General features: G+C 37.1%; 11 protein-coding genes. 4 read left to right on the top strand and 7 right to left on the bottom strand.

The genetic code is table 11. The annotated features are described in order from the left end of the window. Window positions 1-7: 7 nt before the first annotated feature. Complete coding sequence (locus tag GVN22_RS01620; RefSeq protein WP_166549333.1) at window positions 8-5,734, bottom strand: hypothetical protein; 5,727 nt, start codon at window positions 5,732-5,734, stop codon at window positions 8-10. 199 nt (window positions 5,735-5,933) lie between these two features. Here GVN22_RS01620 and GVN22_RS01615 point away from each other — a divergent pair, with 199 nt between their 5' ends. Beyond that, complete coding sequence (locus GVN22_RS01615; protein WP_166549332.1) at window positions 5,934-6,452, top strand: hypothetical protein; 519 nt, start codon at window positions 5,934-5,936, stop codon at window positions 6,450-6,452. On the opposite strand, the gene GVN22_RS01610 is transcribed toward GVN22_RS01615, so the two are convergent. The 4 genes from GVN22_RS01610 to GVN22_RS01595 form a co-directional block, all read right to left on the bottom strand. Then, on the bottom strand, window positions 6,449-6,922 hold the full coding sequence (locus GVN22_RS01610) for a hypothetical protein (protein ID WP_166549331.1): 474 nt from the start codon (window positions 6,920-6,922) through the stop codon (window positions 6,449-6,451). The two genes, GVN22_RS01615 and GVN22_RS01610, sit on opposite strands and share 4 nt — an antisense overlap. Before the next feature lie 9 nt (window positions 6,923-6,931). After that, window positions 6,932-7,645, bottom strand: coding sequence for a hypothetical protein (locus tag GVN22_RS01605; RefSeq protein WP_166549330.1), 714 nt, complete (start codon window positions 7,643-7,645; stop codon window positions 6,932-6,934). Between the two features lie 89 nt (window positions 7,646-7,734). Continuing rightward, a complete protein-coding gene (locus tag GVN22_RS01600) occupies window positions 7,735-7,935 on the bottom strand; it encodes a hypothetical protein (RefSeq protein ID WP_166549324.1) in 201 nt (66 codons plus the stop codon). A 52-nt stretch (window positions 7,936-7,987) separates the two neighbouring features. Continuing rightward, a complete protein-coding gene (locus GVN22_RS01595; protein ID WP_166549329.1) occupies window positions 7,988-8,476 on the bottom strand; it encodes a hypothetical protein in 489 nt (162 codons plus the stop codon). Window positions 8,477-8,892: 416 nt separating this feature from the next. Between GVN22_RS01595 and mobC the strand changes: the two genes are divergently transcribed. The 3 genes from mobC to GVN22_RS01580 are packed head-to-tail and all read left to right on the top strand — an operon-like array spanning window position 8,893 to window position 12,677. Beyond that, on the top strand, window positions 8,893-9,240 hold the full coding sequence (gene mobC / locus GVN22_RS01590) for a plasmid mobilization relaxosome protein MobC (protein ID WP_166549328.1): 348 nt from the start codon (window positions 8,893-8,895) through the stop codon (window positions 9,238-9,240). Continuing rightward, window positions 9,237-10,268, top strand: a complete 1,032-nt coding sequence (locus GVN22_RS01585) for a relaxase/mobilization nuclease domain-containing protein (protein ID WP_166549327.1) — start codon at window positions 9,237-9,239, stop codon at window positions 10,266-10,268. The genes mobC and GVN22_RS01585 overlap by 4 nt, the downstream gene beginning before the upstream one ends. Then, a complete protein-coding gene (locus GVN22_RS01580; protein ID WP_166549326.1) occupies window positions 10,269-12,677 on the top strand; it encodes a TraM recognition domain-containing protein in 2,409 nt (802 codons plus the stop codon). 374 nt (window positions 12,678-13,051) lie between these two features. On the opposite strand, the gene GVN22_RS01575 is transcribed toward GVN22_RS01580, so the two are convergent. Together GVN22_RS01575 and GVN22_RS01570 are read right to left on the bottom strand one after the other, a co-directional pair. Next, entirely contained in the window at window positions 13,052-13,285 is a 234-nt protein-coding gene (locus tag GVN22_RS01575; protein WP_166549325.1) for a hypothetical protein, read from the bottom strand. A 566-nt stretch (window positions 13,286-13,851) separates the two neighbouring features. Next, window positions 13,852-15,903: RHS repeat-associated core domain-containing protein (locus GVN22_RS01570; RefSeq protein ID WP_240915543.1), on the bottom strand; the 2,052-nt coding region annotated here is incomplete at its 5' end.

Here is a 15,903-nt window from a genome sequence, read left to right as displayed (position 1 = left end):
TTTTATACTACTTAGAATACTTCACCACTCGTAAACGCTTGGTTACTTGGCTGCCTGCTTCCATTCCTGTGATATGTAATACATACTCATCTGATGGCAAATAGCTCATATCAATACTAATACTTTCTGCATCTCGATATTCCCCATTACCTTGATAAAGCATTTGACCTGAAAGGGTGTATAGCACTAGGTGAAGGTTATCCAAACATCCTTTTGATTTGATGTGCAATAAGCCTGAAGTTGGTACTGGATAAACAATGGCATCGTTCACCTCAAAGCCTTTTACTAGTACATCAAAAGTCGATTCTTCGGATTGCTCACCATCTTTACTCTGACAGTAGTACTTATAGGTCTCTATCCCAACACTCTTGGCCTGAAACTTCGTTTCACTGATGAGTTGTCCATTGCTATATGGCATTGCTTTACCTTCACAGCTCACCCCAATAGTAAATTCTGTATTCAAACATACGGTATCGAGAATAGCTGTACCTCGCAATCCATTACGGTTATTGATTAAGAGTGGTGGTAGGGGCTTCACTCTGATTAGAATGGAATCATTAGAACAACTGTAAGCTAAATCCTTCCCAAATCGACATGATACATAATACATCCTATTCTGCTCTGGTCGAACTCTTTTAGCTGCTCCTGTGCCTAATTCTTTCCAAACAACCGTATTAGGACATCCCAAATACTCAAGCGTCGTTGATTCTCCAAGTGTAATCATCTGTTTACTGACTACAATTTGACTTGAGCACTGTTGTACTTCATATTGAATAATAGTATCACAACTGAGCATATCTCCAATTTGGCAACTGATCCTAACTGAACCTGTAGTGATTGGCATTAACTCAAAGCTACTTTTCCCATTTTGAGTACTGTCACTAGAATAAACTAGTGTACCAAGGCAGCCTGTAGTAATAATGCTTAACGTTTCACCTACTGTTAGTATGCTTTTGGAAGCTTTTGAAGCTAGTTGACAAGGGGCCACCATTAGCTCAAGACTCGTATCACAACTTGCTAGACTATCCTTACCATAGAAGCATTTAACGATATAGGTAGTCGTAGAAAGAGGTCTTACAGATATTGTCGTTGAATTACTATCAATTCCTTGCCATTCTACTCGACCATTACGACATCCTTCTACTTTCAATTGGGAAGTTTCTCCTAATATGATACTTGACTTTTCTGCTATAATATGAAGTTGACAAGGATTAACCATGATAGTTTTGCTAGATGAACAACCTTCTATATCCCCATAATAGCAACTTACTTTGTAGGTTGTTGGAATCGTTGGGGCAACTGTTATCTGATATTCATTTCCCTCGACTTTGTCCCAGACAATTCTACCATTAGTACAGCCCGATGCAGTCAATACGGTTGTATCTCCTTGGCTTATGGTATCAGCACTTGCGGTGATGATTAATTGGCATGGATTCACTACAATGGTTTTACGAACCTGACAACTTGATGCTCCTGACTCATACCAACATGAAGCCGTATAAGTAGTTGTTGTCAATGGGCGTACAGTCAATACTCCCGATTCGGAACCCTTTACATCCCATGCGATAAATCCGTTCAAACATCCTTCGGCACGTAGGGTAACACTTTCCCCTGGGTTTATTACGCCTTGTGAAGCAGTTGCACTCAGCTCACAGGGACTCACTTCTATCGTTTTACTTACTCGACAACTAGAAGCACCTGTAGCATTAGGATACCAACATGAAGCAGTATAGGTCGTTGTAGTTAATGGATTTACCGTTAATACTCCCGATTCTGAACCTGCGACATCCCATGCAATAAATCCATTTAAACAACCTTCAGCTCGTAAGGTTACGCTTTCTCCTTGACGTATATGCTCTTTGCTAGCGGTAGCTGTCAATTCACAAGGATTCACAATAATGGTTTTACTAACCTGACAACTTGATGCTCCTGACTCATACCAACAGGAAGCAATATAGGTCGTCGTAGTTAATGGGCTTACGGTTAGTACTCCAGATTCTGAACCCGCTACATTCCAAGCAATAAATCCATTTAAACAGCCTTCTGCTTGTAAGGTCACACTTTCTCCTTGGCGAATCACCTCTTGTGAGGCGATAGCAGTTAATGCACATGGAATAACTTCTATCGTAATACTCGAACTACATTGTGGTACAGCATCATCTATCCAACAAGCACCTTGATAGGTCATTGTTACCAAAGGCTTTACTTGGATTGTAGAACCTTTTGTTCCGGTATTCACCCAAGCAAAAGTACCTGGGCAGCCACTTGCTGTTAAGCTTATACTTTCTCCTTGTTGGATACTGAATTTACTGGCACTTAAAACAAGAGAACAAGGTTTACAGGTAGGTGCTACTACTGATTCTGTCGTTTGACATCCACTTGCTGAGGTTGCTGTCAACATTACATTTTGTCCTGTTGGAATGCCACTCACTACATTGCCTGATACCACCCCAAAATCACTCGTAACACTGCCATCGCTGATAAAGCTCACACTATAGGTTTTGATATTTAAGGCACAAGTCACATCGCTGTAACTCAAATTAGGTTGGTCATTTTGAATGACTGCTAACGCTGTTCTATTGCTACTGATACAACCATTGATGGTATTTCTTGCCTCAGCATAATAAGTACCTGCAGTCTTCGGCTGATACGTCAAACTACTGGATTCAAGTAATAGACCTCCAGTTGAGGCACTATACCAATCAATTGTTTCATTAGCACCGACTGATGCAGAAATCGCTGGCAAATTGGTTCCTTTACAAGTACTTACTTGATTGCCTATCGTAGACACTGGAGCATTCACCATTGGACAAGTACAGCTTGGAGCAGACACCAATAAAGTCGTTTGACAACCACTTACTGACGTTGTAGTTAAAGTCACTGATTGACCTGAAGGAATGCCACTAATTATATTCCCCGATACTGCACCATAATCACTTGTAACAGTGCCATTACTCGTAAAGCTCAGACTATAGGTCTTCAAGTCTGCTGAACAAGTTTTATTACTTGCTGCCAAACTTGGTACTGAATTGATAAACAACTTTACTGCTGTTTTACTTGAACTCTTACAACCATTAGTAGTATTTTGAGCCTCTGCATAGTATGTCCCTGAAGCACTTGGAGTATAGCTTGTTGAACCACTCAATAACAAAGCTCCTGAACCATCATACCAGTTAGCAGTCTCATTGGTCCCTACAGTTACATTCAAACTTGGAATAGTTACTGTTGAACAAATGACTTTATCACCTGCAGACACTGGAACATTCACTGTTGGACAAGTACAGCTTGGTGCTGACACCAATAAAGTTGTTTGGCAATTGCTAGCTGATGTTGCGGTTAAAGTCACCGATTGACCTGAAGGAATGCCATTTACCATATTACCAGATACTACGCCATAATCACTTGTCACTGTCCCATTACTTGTAAAGCTGAGATTGTAGGTTGCTAAATCTGCTGAACAACTTTTGTTGCTTACTGTCAAATTGGGAACTGCATTGATCGTCAACTTTACAGCCGTTTTGCTTGAACTCTTACAACCATTATTGATATTTTGAGCCTCTGCATAGTACATCCCTGAAGTACTTGGAGTATAGCTAGTTGAACCACTTGATAACAAAACTCCTGAACCATCATACCAGTTAGCTGTCTCATTTGTCCCTACTGCTACATTCAAACTTGGAATAGTTGCTGTTGAGCAAATAACTTTATCACCTGCAGACACTGGAGCATTAACCGTTGGACAATTACAGCTAGGTGCTGACACCAATAAAGTTGTTTGACAACCACTAACAGAGCTCGCAGTTAAAGTCACAGATTGACCTGAAGGAATACCACTTACCACATTACCAGATACCACCCCATAATCACTCGTAACTGTGCCATCACTTGCAAAGCTCACATTATAGGTCTTTAAGTCTGCTGAACAAGCCTTGTTACTTGCCGTTAAACTTGGTACTGAATTGATTGTCAACTTTACAGCCGTTTTGCTTGAGCTTCTACAACCATTGGTGGTATTTTGAGCTTCGGCATAATATGTCCCTGCAGCACTTGGAGTATAGCTTGTTGAGCCACTTGATAACAAAACTCCTGAACCATCATACCAGTTGGCTGTCTCATTGGTTCCCACTGTCACACTTAACGTAGGAATTGAATTGTTTGAGCAAATCACTCTATCTCCTGTGGACACTGGAGCATTGACTGTTGGGCAATTACAGCTCGGTGCAGATACCAGTAATGTCGTTTGGCAACCGCTAGTTGATGTCGCTGTCAGGGTTACACTTTGCCCTGAAGTAATACCACTTACCACATTACCAGATACTACGCCATAATCACTTGTCACTGTTCCATCACTTGTAAAGCTGAGATTGTAGGTTGTTAAATCAGCTGAACAACTTTTATTACTTACTGTCAAATTGGGTAAAACACTGTTAAATCCAACCGTTTCATCACTTGTAAATGTACATCCAGAACCATCCTTGATCTCAATCTTGTAGTTCCCTTGTGTCAAATTGGAAAATACATTTGAGTTACCCCAACTTCCACTATTAATTCGATAACTCAAAGGAGCATAACCTTTTTGATTGATATTCGCTGTAATCTTTCCTGTGCCATTACTACAAGTAGCATTCTCCACTAAATTTACACCGTCTGGATCACTTGAGATATGTATCAGTTGCTCAACTCTACGAACATTATTGATTATTGCAGTTATCACATAATCACCAGATGTGGTAGGCGTAAAATCTACGCTACTACCATAGGGTAACACAGAGGTATTACTTATGTTGCCACCGCCTGATACGGAATAAACCACCTCTCTTACCAACTCATCAACTTTAACGCCATCAACCCAAGCTTCTATCTTGGACGCTCCATACCGAATCTCAAAGGTTGAGTTCTCAAAGTTTCCTGTATAATCTACTCGCTCAAACTGCGTTGCTGTGTATTTCTCTATCGAATAAGCGCCATTTTTGATATACCGTATTGCTAGACCGCCAAACTGTAAAGTTAAATCATCTGTAATAGTCGCACCATTGTGTGTATATGAGATGACTTCGGGGGTATTTCCTGAATACGATACCAAAGAAGTCAATGTGGTTGGGTTATCTGTATAGGCTGAACCATCTGAATTAATGTCCCAAACAACACCCGTTTGGCCATAATGGTCTTCTATATAATCAGATTTCTTGATAGGTACTCCATTATGCTTAAACACCCCATAATGAGCATTTGCATTCATACTAAATAGATAACTATCGAGAATATGTGCTAGGACATTCTTGACCACTTCGCACTTGCCTAGCTGCACTGGTGTATGAAGCCTAGAGTAGGGTGGGTCAGTATCACTTGGAGATATACCATTACCTATATACGTACTCCCGTTGGGTATGCCTATATAGGAATAATCATCTTCGACTATTCTTGAAATACTGGTTCCATCACAGGTATTAGTAACGGTAAAAGTATCGCCTGCTTTTAGAATTCCGTACTGAAATCTATTGGCAATAAAACCTCCTGAGGCAAAAAGAACTGTTGTGCTTAATGGAGTTCCATTGACAGTGTACACTACATCAGGATGGTCACAATGGGCAAAATACACATTGAAATTCACATCGGTGTACTTGATAGGTTTGATATAGGTGGGTTGCTGTGCTAGACTTTTAAAAAAAGGCAAGTACAGTAACAACAATATCAAGCCTACATCTCGAAGAAATGTAATTGATTTTGATTGCATAGTTGTTTTGTTAAATTTTAAAAATGAAACTAAAATATATTTATAGAAACTTATAAATACCCATTTGCTTACTATTTGAGCGCAACCTGATTATACTTGATGATGATTTGCCTAATCAGAAATATACAGACATTTATAAATACTCGTATATTTACTAAACAAACTCAATTATCATCTTTGAATCAATGCCCTTTAGCGTATGAACACACTCCAAAAAATTGATATAATTATTAAGTACAAAGAACTCATGAAGAATTTACAGAATGAGCTCATGAATTATTTCGAACTTAATTCTATTAAAAGAATTGTACTGCTGAATTTCTTAAAAGAAAAACTAGGTGAGTCTTATGACATTACAAACATGACGTTTTATGAAAAACTTAAAAATGCCAATCGTTGGAAATCTAATGAAATACCTATTGTTTTTGAATTTATGCACCAACATAAGAAAAAAGAGGTTGCTATCGCCTTCTGGGATTTGATTGAGAACAAGGTTAACGATGATATTGAAAAATCTCCTTTTCAATACAAGTTTCTAACCACCTTTTTCAAAGAGTACTTCAACTTTACTTTTGCCAGTGTATGGTACCAACCTTGGAGATGGGAACTCAATCTTGATGCACTCATTGAACTGTATCGTCTCATTGAACACATGGAAAAATTCAACTATCCAACTCCTACAACACCTCCTAAAAATATTCCAAAGAAGGATCGCTAGCGTATAGAGAAAACCCCTTTCTTCTCTTTCACTAAATGGGTTTCTTCTATATAAAACTTCTGTGTCTGAGAATCATAATAAACTACTTTTGAGAGTTCTTTAAACTGATTTAAGGAACTCTCATGAACTTCCTTCACAGTTTGGCAGACCATAAATATTCCTACTACTATAGAGATACAAATACCATAAACACTTGCCTTGCCTGCTGAAGCAAAATATGCTGTTGATGGCTTATCGCAGTAAATCGGTTGAAGATTTTTCTTGAAAAGTGGCTCATACTTGGCAATTTCGTGAATCACACCTTCCATTCGTTCGAATTGTTGTTGCGTTTGTGACTCCAATCGATTTTCTATCTGAGTTTGAAACTTATCCATACTTACCAGTAAAACAACTAAGCTATCATCTATATCATCAGTAGGTATATCAAGTCTTTTCGATAAGCGAAACTTTTCTTCTTTGAGCTCTAACATAATACTTTTCTAATTTAGAAGTGCTTCTATTTGGTTCATCGCCTTGCGAAAGGTCAGTTTCATGGCTAAAGAGAGATTCTCTGGTTTTTTGCCTATGGAGATGAGTTCTATTATATCTCTACCAGATTGACTTTCACCCAAATTTCCAAATGGATAGATTGGAGAAACTCCCATTTTAGATAATCTCTCAATGACAAGATTTAGGTCTTCTCTTCCTCCAAAAGTTCCTTCATTTAGCAATACCTTCACTTCAAGGTGAGCCGCTATAATAGAGCGCATAGAAAACAAAAATCTCGAACAGGATTCAAAGGCATCTCTTCCTGCTATCACAATGTACAATGCTAATGATATTCCCATTGCTGATAATTCAATCGAGAGATCTTCTGCTGAGATTTCATACTCCAATAATTTGCGAAACTCTTCACTTTCGGGAGCTCCAAAATCCAAAAAGATAACTTCTGTTTCTAAATTCGAAATGCGTTCAAAAAGACTCAAAAAATACTCTCGCTCTAATTTCTTTTGCTCGTTGAGTATTGGGTAAAATAAACTTCGATCAGATGAAGAAAGAATCGATGCCAAACGTGAACTTGAAGTACGAGTCGACTCATCTACATCCATGAACAATACATTACTATTATCACTATAATGGTTTGCTAAAAACCACGTCAAAAGGCTCTTACCAACGCCGCCTTTCGATTGAAGAATTAAATTGACCTGCTTCATTCGATTTTGATTAAATTATTGTATTTACAACTTATTTGAAGGGATATTGAACACTCATTAATACGATGGAAACATTATCAAATGTTGGTTTACTTACTTCCAATACTTTGATGAAAGCTCCAAAGAGTTGAATGAGAAACTTCTACATTAGTGTCTTGTTTAATTTGAGAAATCAAATTTGAAAGAGCTAGAATAATACCTTGGAATACACCTGTAGCGATGCTTAAGGGTAGAATTAATGGCAAAAAAACTAGCCACTGTAGAAACATAAATTCATCAAATCTTTTCATCTTTTGATAGGTTAACTATGAATATTGATTGATAATAGATACGAAAACCACACTACTCATTTCTAACTTCACCTTGTTTTTTCTGTAATTTTTCCATCTTCTGTTTAGCTATTAAATCATCTAATGGATCTTTCCTTTCAAAAAACCTACTGCTGTTATATTCGTTGAATAGTTCCTCCATAGCTTTATTTGATGGTAAACTAAAAGAATCTGATTCCTCCTTTCCCACTTCCTTCTCCACATCTATCTTTTGCTCTACAGAAACATCAGATTTTACGGGGTTGATAGATAATGGGGAGGGGGATGGTTTAATGCTTTTTCCCATACGTCTATATTTTAACAGAAGTCTATTAAGAGTAGAAATTGATACATCAAACTGATACTTTACTATTAATTTATCTTTGATATGTACAATTGAATAACCAGCATTGAAATACCCTTCACAATAAGGAAGTAAATATTTAGACCATCCAATAAAGCCTTTTTGCTTCATTTGCTTAATCTCATCAATATCTACTATAATGTTTTTATCTATCTCCATTTTCTTCTAAATAAACATAGCCTAGATATCAACTAAAGGTGAATTATACTTTACCTATATCTGAATAATATCTGAACAAAACCCGACTAACACCTGAATGAAACCTAACTAACAATAGAATAAGACCTAACTAATAGCCGAATAAAGCTTAAATGATACTTGATCAAAACCTAAATAAGACACGAATAAAACCTGCCATAACTAAATCTTCTAGACAAATGTATGTACAAAAATAAATATTTCATACTTTTTAAAACATTAAATATTTACTTATTAACTTCATGTTTTAATAAATAAAATTTCTATTTCTGGAGCAAGATGGGGTTTCTGGCAGTCAAAAACTACCCTAAACCAGTGTGCAAGCACAACCATCTTGTTAGGGGATTCCCCTAAAACCCCTAATTATTAAAGCTAAAATGATGAACGATAAAAGAAAAGGTGGAAGACCTACAAAGAGCAAACCTCTCAATCAAAGACTTAGAATTAGAATGTCTGAAAGTGATATTAATCGCTGTACCGAAAATGCGAACAGGGCAAACCTGTCATTGACAGAGTATGTGAGAAGAATATTAGTTGATGGCAGAGTGACAAACCTATTTTCGGAGCAAGAGCAGAAGGATAAAATTCAACTGATAGGTATGGCCAATAACTTAAACCAATTAACTCAACTCGCACATACTTATAGTTTGCCTAACCTTGCGAAAGAAGCTTGTGAAGTTCTCAATGCCATAAGAAACTTGCTAGACAGATACCATACCAAATGATTGCTAAAGCGACTCCTAAAGGCAAATCCTTTAAGGCTATTCTAAATTACATCTACAACGGTAAACTCGATAATCGTGGGAAGATTCAGAAAAAACCTGAAGTAGTGTCTTATTCTAATAACATAGAAATACCCCTAAATGAAGATGACCTAGAAAGCCTTAATCGGCTCACTAAAGACTTTCATAATCAAGCTAAAGCTCATAAGGACTTTGATTATAACAAACCCTATGTTGGACATCATGTCTTATCTTTTGGAAAGGAAGATATGGTGCTTCTAAATAAGTCTCAAATCGCAGATGTTGTGAACCAATACATCCAAGATATGGGACTAAGAAATACTCAATATATTGCTGTAAGCCATCACGATACAGATGTTTTTCATGTGCATTTAGTATTTAATAGATGTATGAATAATGGGAAAATATATGATGATTGGAGGGAAAAAATGAAAGCCACCGAAAAGGCTGTTGCACTTAATCTTAAATATGACCTTCCATTAGTGGGCAGACAAGTCGATTTAGCTAAAACCAGTGCAGTTTGGGAAATCAGAGTACAACATGAAGATATTCAAGTACTTCTTAAAGACCCACTACTGAAGGATATGAGAAATCTACACCACTTCAAAAAAGTGGCAGAAAAAGAATATAGAACAATCTCAGAGGATGAGAAAACTATAGAAGTCGATGGGAAAAAGTATCGAAAAAATGACTTGGAAGCAGTCTTCTTTCATAATAGAAGAGAGAAAGCCAATAAAGACAAACTCAAACCCAAGAAGGTTAGATATGACCCTAAAACTAAAAGAGCTTCACAAGGTGAGAAGAAGATCCCTGATTTCGAATTAAAAAAGAGAAAGATGAAAGAGAAGCCTACGACTGAAAAAGCAGAGCATTTCTTTAAAGAACCCATTCTCGCAAAATCTGAAACTGAATCAACCAATCCCTATCTCCAAGAAAACTATCAGAATTTCAACTACAAACGTGCGTATTCTGATGAAGACGAATTTGCACCTAAAATACGAAAAAGATAAATGGAACAACAATCGCAAAACACTGAAGGTATCAAGGTCATTGGGTATGCTATCATTCCTATTCACCTTTTCTTTGCCTATTTCCTGCTGTTTAGGCATTCTACGAATATTGCTTTTTTAGACAATATCTATTTATCCCTTAATCCTAAAATAGCACTCATTAAGAACCCTTTCTTTGCCCATTTTATTGCTATCATTCTCTTTGCTATTCATGCCCTAACAACTCCTATCGGTAAGGATAGAGAATTAGTAGAAAATACGGTCATTAGAAATACGGTCTTCGGACTCATTACCCTCTTTGTGGCATCATTGCTCTTTTTTGTGCTACCATATAATGCCCTAGGGTTCATTCTCTACTTTCTCATTCTTGCTGTAGGGTATTACTTTTTCATTAATCACATTAGTCTTATCATGAAACTCATTACCATGAAAAAGAATGATGTTTTCAATTTCGAAAATGAGACTTTCCCTCAAATGGAGGAGAAAATTGAAACGGAACACTCGATTAACATCCCTTACTATTTCTATTTTCAAGGAAAATGGAGAAAAGGATGGCTCAATTTTGTCAATCCTTTTCGTGCAATTCTTGTAGCAGGCTCTCCAGGCTCAGGTAAAAGTTTTGGGACCATTAACCTTGCTATTCACCAGCTTATCCATAAAGAATATTGCTTATATGTTTATGACTTCAAACTGCCTACACTAGCTATTGAAGTAATTAATGCCCTTTGGCATTATAAAGAATTACTCAAACAAAGACACGGCTCAATTGAGAATTGGGAGAAAAAGCACCACAAAAAATTCCCTAAGTACTATCAGATTGATTTACAAAATCCTATTACCTCACACCGTATTAACCCTATCTCTTCTCGACTCGTCAAAGAAATGATTGATGCTACTGAATCTGCTAAATTCATCATGCAAGGACTCTCAGGCGCTGCTGCCAATGGTGAAGGTGATTTCTTTCAAAAGTCTGCAGAGCTATTGCTTACGGCTACCATTTATTATCTCAAACGAAAAAGTGAGCAGTATGGAAAAGAGTTTTGTAGTCTGCCTCATGTCATCGAGTTTCTCAAACAAGATTATGAGATCTTCTTTCCTTTACTCATGTCTGATATGTATGTCAAAGGTTTGGCAACCACTTTTAATAGAGCCTTCAAAGGTGGTGCTCTTGAGCAATTACAAGGGCAAGTGGATTCACTTGTGATTATGCTAGGTCAAATTGTTGACCCAACTGTTTATTGGGTTTTTACAGGAGAAGATTTTGATTTGAACATCTCTAATCCTGAAAATCCTTCTGTACTTGTTATTGGGAATAATCCAGACAGATTCCAGTCGTATGGGGTTCTCCTTAGTTTACTTAATGGAAAACTAACCAAAACCATTAACAAAAAAGGACAATTGCCCTTGGGGATTATTGTTGATGAATGTCCTACTTTACCTTTTGAGTCGGTTAGTACGCTTATCGCTACAGCTCGTTCAAATAAGGTAGCTTGTATTTTGGGGATTCAGGATTTGGCTCAGTTTGTCTTGCTGTATGGACAAGAAAAAGCCAACATGATTGTCAATATGGTAGGTTCTATTTTAACAGGACAGATCAGAGGAGAGTTGGCTAAAATTGTATCCGAATGTATTGGTAAAATCAATCAAACGAATATCCAAGAAAGTTTATCTGCACAAGGTACTACTTCATACAGTATCTCTGACCAACAGATTGAAGCAGTTCCTGTTTCTACAATTTCAAATCTAGACCAAGGAGAAATGGCAGGGACTATCTCAGGGGATTTTAAATCACCATTGAAATATCGCCGTTTTCATGGTAGAATTGATGCGATGGATTATCAAGCATCGCCTACCACTCAAATGCCTATCAAAACTATCCCAGAGCTCAATGAGAAGTTTAAGAAAATGAAAAATGAGTCTGAAGAAGACCGCAATCTTAGAGTAGAAATTGCTGTAAGAGAAAACTATGAAAGAATAAGAAGGGACATCAATCTGATTCTGTATCTGGAGCTCTGTCGTTTTGATATTCAAAAAATGGATAAAGTCGCAGATATTCGATTGAACCTGATTGGAGATGCCATGCTCAAATACATTTGTAAGATTAATCAGTACCAAGGTGAAAATGGGCTAACTTCTGAAGGTGAAAAGTTTAAAGTCAAAATAGACAGTATGCTAACGCTATTTGCTAACCAGATTCGCCCTTTTATCTATATGGAAGAAAGCGAGGTACAAAATAAGTATGCCAACAATTCTATCGTTTACGCACCTAAAACACAGTTAACGGACTTTAACAGCCCTACTTGTAAAGCCCTGCAAGTGCAATACAACCAGTTTGAACTTTTACTCTATAATGAAGTGGAAGACCCAAGATTTAGCATTAATGCTCCTGAAGAGGAGTTTTTCGCTTAATTGAGTAAATTGGTACCTGCCGTACAGACGATTAATGAAGAGTATGGACTAGCAGTCAAATTGTTAATTTTCAAGTGTAATACTTTCGCTATTTGCAAGTTGGCGTCCATACTTTTAATTAATTATTTTTTATCTTATTAAATATGTACAGCAAAGAAAGTGTACAAAGAACTACAGCTTTTTTGCTACATTTTTACAAAAATAACACTGTTCCCATACCTATCCCGACCATATTTTATCAAGTTACCACCATAAGTAATTGTAGTCTCAATACATGTAGTTATCATTGCCTTTTTTACGTTCTTAGAGTTTAGATTTACCTTTTGAAACCATATTTCTTAAATATCAGATATACATATATTAAAGGTGCCATCCTATAGCTCTTTGCCGTTGTAGAGCCTGTCGTTGGAAAATATCGTTTGGGTAGGCGTCATATTATCACCTAGAGATAATATCGATACACCAAAGGCACTGTAATAATTTCCCTGATATATCTTGGCTTGCTCGCTGTCATCGTGTACTAGGCGAACATTGCCCAAGTGGTCTTTGATGTCATACAAGTAAATGTATTTACTTAGTGGACTGTTTGGTGTCCAACCTTCTCGCAACTGTATCTATACTTATTGCTAGAATTTTCCATGGACAAGATGTAGAATATATTAAAGATTGGCATCCTGAGAAGTTGCTAGTACTGGCTGGGAAGCCAGCACTAGCACGGCACAATAAAATACACCTAACTTATTAATAATCAATAATGACAACACATTTGAAACATTACTCTAGTGAGGATACTTATACTCTAAAATGCTTTCATCATTCAAATTTTTGCTGCTTTTTCAAGGTATTAATTGAAAAAAATATACTGTCTACTGCAATTTCCTTTCCGTAGTATATTCTTCGTGAATATTTGATGGCTATTATTGAATCTCCTGTAGCTATACATCTATATAGCTCTTTTTCATCACATTGACCTAACAATATTCGAAAACTTACTGAATCTGTTAAATAATATGAGTATGTGTCGCTCATTAAAACTCCACCACTAAAAGGCTGGAATTTCTCTTCAAATATACCTTCACCTAAACTGAAAGTATTGATATGGTTTGTCTTATTAAAAAAAACATATCTGTGACATTTGTACATTCCTAGAAACATTAGTACAAATAATAAAATTTTAATTACCTTTTTTTTCATTGTCAGCATGTATCATACCTGTTGTAGTCCAAATAAAATCATCCTTTTCATCCCCAAACGGTGGTCTTACAAATGGCCCCATAGTACTGAACTCTCCGAAAACTTTACCAATTTGACCTTGAATTAAATCTTTGCCTACTTGTAAAACTCCTCCTGCTCCCCACAATGTTGTTGGGTCATAACCGTTCCCTCCAACATATCTACCAGTATAGCCGTAATTATAATTACCTATATCAGCTCCACCTTCAACAAAATTAAGTTTTCCCGCAGTAAAGGCTGTTGTAGATTTATTTTCTTTATCGTATTTGGCAGCAGCTCCAAAAATATTTCCTTTTTGAGAATTTTCATTTTTATAATCCCATTTTCCACCCGGTCGAACAGCATTTGCAAATCCTAGCGCACTCATTTTTTTGGCAGACTCTCTATTTTCTCTCATTATATTTGGTAGAATCTTATTTAAGTTTATAGATTTTCCAAACTCACCTATTTGAGATAATTTACCTTTTCTTCCTTGCTGGTAAACTATATTATTTCCCCCATATTGTTTTAAAATAGTACCTCGGTTATTGACTACAGTAGTATCTCCAAGAGGATCAGTGTAACGAACAGGATTATTATTCATAGCCACATAAAGGTTTACAGAATAATCGGGCTTAGGGTCTAATTGCCACCAACGACCTATTTTAGGGTCTAGATTTCTATAATAAGCATCATAAGTTCCAAGTGCCTCGTTGTACTCTATACCGTTGTAGAGCCTGTCATTGGATAGCACCGTTTGGGTAGGGGTCATATTATCGCCTAAGGATAATATCGATACCCCAAAGGCACTGTAATAATTTCCCTGATATATCTTGGCTTGCTCGCTGTCGTCGTGTACTAGGCGAACGTTGCCCAAATGGTCTTTGATGTCGTACAAGTAAATGTACTTGCTCAGTGGACTGTTTGGTGTCCAACCTTCTCGCAATTGTACATGTCCTTCACTTGTGAATATTCTGTTCAGAGTAATAGTACCCTGATTGACATATTCCGAACCTCCTATGTATATCTTGTTGATTCCTCCTGAACCACTGTTGGCATAACTCCACTTGGTTCCAGAACCATCATAATAATAACTTACTTGTTTGTCAGCAAAGCTTACCTTGTTGACCAAATTTAGTAAATTATAATTAATATTGGTTATCCCTTTGTCATTATCTACTACCAAATTACCATTAGCATCATAGCTAAAATCTGTCGTGGTTTTGTTGACATCGTTGTAGCCTTTACTATCATTGGTGTTGTCTAGTACCGAAGAGAGTTGTACCGATAAGTTTGAGGCATAGTTATACGCCAAATCGTCTCGACTTGTGCCTCCCAATGGTCCATTCCAACGTTTGAGTGTTTTGATAGAGCCATCTAATCGATAGCTTAAACTCTCACTTAAATCTGTATCTGTATTGGTTCCAATCGACTGTAACAATCGATTCATCCCATCGTAAGCCAATACATATCCTCGTTTGGCGCCATTGTTACTCCAATCGTATTTGGTGATGTTGCCATTACCTTCATAGCCCAAATCCAAACTAAAATATGCAGGCATTGTGGCTACGTTGTTGTAGTCCGCTTTTTTCACTAATCTGTGCATTGTCTGGCTTGTAAGCCAGTTACGAGTGTTGTAGGCGTAGTTTACCACTGAAGCAAACTCCAATGTTGAGTCTTTTTGGATAGCTTTCTCTGGCAAACGTCCTAGTTTCTTGGTCTTCAGACGTCCCAAATCGTCATAACTCAATACCTGTAATAGGTGTGGTAATTCTTCTCGTTTGCTTTCGCCTACTTTCGATTCTTCAATGCGGTGACAGGTACTTACCAATCTATCTCGATGATCATACTGAAAACTTTGTGTCACCTTCGTGGTTACGATACTGTTGGATTGTATCACTACCTCTTCGTCTACTCGACCATGATAGGCTAACTTTTTGCAAATATTTTCTTCAATCCCTCCAGTCAATGACGGACACCGTCTATACGTCTCTACCACTCGACCTTTGACATC

It is taken from the genome of Cellulophaga sp. BC115SP (assembly GCF_009905545.1).
In the GTDB taxonomy this organism is placed as follows: domain Bacteria; phylum Bacteroidota; class Bacteroidia; order Cytophagales; family Spirosomataceae; genus Flectobacillus; species Flectobacillus rivi.
The sequence above is the reverse complement of the archived record's forward strand: the minus strand, read 5'-3'. Positions and strand labels throughout refer to the sequence as shown.

Excerpts from the sequence above, each read along its gene's own strand:
- GVN22_RS01620 (WP_166549333.1), bottom strand. The coding sequence starts at position 5,734 with ATGCAATCAAAATCAATTACATTTCTTCGAGATGTAGGCTTGATATTG.
- GVN22_RS01615 (WP_166549332.1), top strand. The coding sequence starts at position 5,934 with ATGAACACACTCCAAAAAATTGATATAATTATTAAGTACAAAGAACTC.
- GVN22_RS01610 (WP_166549331.1), bottom strand. The coding sequence starts at position 6,922 with ATGTTAGAGCTCAAAGAAGAAAAGTTTCGCTTATCGAAAAGACTTGAT.
- GVN22_RS01605 (WP_166549330.1), bottom strand. The coding sequence starts at position 7,645 with ATGAAGCAGGTCAATTTAATTCTTCAATCGAAAGGCGGCGTTGGTAAG.
- GVN22_RS01600 (WP_166549324.1), bottom strand. The coding sequence starts at position 7,935 with ATGAAAAGATTTGATGAATTTATGTTTCTACAGTGGCTAGTTTTTTTG.
- GVN22_RS01595 (WP_166549329.1), bottom strand. The coding sequence starts at position 8,476 with ATGGAGATAGATAAAAACATTATAGTAGATATTGATGAGATTAAGCAA.
- mobC (WP_166549328.1), top strand. The coding sequence starts at position 8,893 with ATGATGAACGATAAAAGAAAAGGTGGAAGACCTACAAAGAGCAAACCT.
- GVN22_RS01585 (WP_166549327.1), top strand. The coding sequence starts at position 9,237 with ATGATTGCTAAAGCGACTCCTAAAGGCAAATCCTTTAAGGCTATTCTA.
- GVN22_RS01580 (WP_166549326.1), top strand. The coding sequence starts at position 10,269 with ATGGAACAACAATCGCAAAACACTGAAGGTATCAAGGTCATTGGGTAT.